Here is a 1,184-nt window from a genome sequence, read left to right on the forward strand (position 1 = left end):
CCCCAGTTTACAATTCAAGTGCAACACCTTAGCGACTAGACCAAAAAGGCCATGAAGACCTATTCTTGTTAGTGCAACCAGACAAGAAAGCAGGAATCTTCATGACCCACTCTCAGATTAACACTCACAAGCACTACCAACAACTCAGTCTTAGCGACCGTGCTACAATTCAGGCCCTTCGGGCTACTGGTGACACCGCGACCGTGATTGCACAGAAGCTTCATCGCAGTAAAGCGACAATCTCACGGGAAATCACGCGTGGATCTGTAACTCAGCTCGACTCGAAGCGTCACTCGCATCAAGTCTATCTTGCGGAAACTGCCCAAGCCATACACGACCGCAAACGCGACAGAACCGGACACCACGCCTTTCTCAAAACCGGCCGTGCGTTCTTCAAAGCTCTCACCAAGGAGCTTACCCGCAAGCCTCGCGTGCACAGCGTTGATAGTTTCGTACACTTCTATCGCGACCAGGGTAAGTCTTGCCCTTCAACGACTACCGTGTACCGCTACATCGATGCCGGGCTGCTTGAACTAGACAACATGACACTCCCCAAGAAGCTCCGACGCCGCGTCAAAGGCTATAAGAACGCCCACAAACGCAAGAACAAGAAGATATACGGCGACTCAATCGAGCTGCGTCCTGCGACCGTGAATGACCGTACAGGCGTGGGACATTGGGAAGGCGACTTGGTCAAAGGTATTCGTTCGGCTGATGAGCCAGCGCTGGTGACGCTCACAGAACGGTACAGCCGAACTGAAATCATCGTTAAGATACCTGACTATCATGCGGACACCTGCCTTAAAGCCTTGCAGGACACGATCAACGATTACGGTGCCAAGGAGTTTGAGAGTATCACGTTTGACAATGGTTCCGAGTTCGCCAAGCTGTCGGAGATCGTTGGAACCCAGATCTATTTTGCTCATCCATACTCGCCTTGGGAGCGCGGCACTAACGAGAACACCAACGGACTACTCAGGGAGTACTTCCCGAAGGGAAAGTCTCTCAGGGACGTTACGCTGGTTGAGATCCAAGCAGTCCAATCAGCACTGAACCATCGTCCCAGACGTATTCTGAACTATCTTCGACCATGCGATTACTACCGACGCATGGCTTAACAACCTAGACCACTATCAAGGATTCGTTATCATCGTTGCACTTGACTTGAAAATTGAGGGAAAATA

1 protein-coding gene is annotated in these 1,184 nt (G+C 51.1%); it reads left to right on the forward strand.

The features are described 5' to 3' along the window. The first annotated feature begins 101 nt into the window (after positions 1-101). Positions 102-1,118, forward strand: a complete 1,017-nt coding sequence (locus tag FD26_RS10725) for an IS30 family transposase (protein ID WP_057868407.1) — start codon at positions 102-104, stop codon at positions 1,116-1,118. The last annotated feature ends 66 nt before the right edge of the window (positions 1,119-1,184 follow it).

The sequence above is a fragment of the Companilactobacillus crustorum JCM 15951 genome (genome assembly GCF_001434585.1).
GTDB lineage: Bacteria > Bacillota > Bacilli > Lactobacillales > Lactobacillaceae > Companilactobacillus > Companilactobacillus crustorum.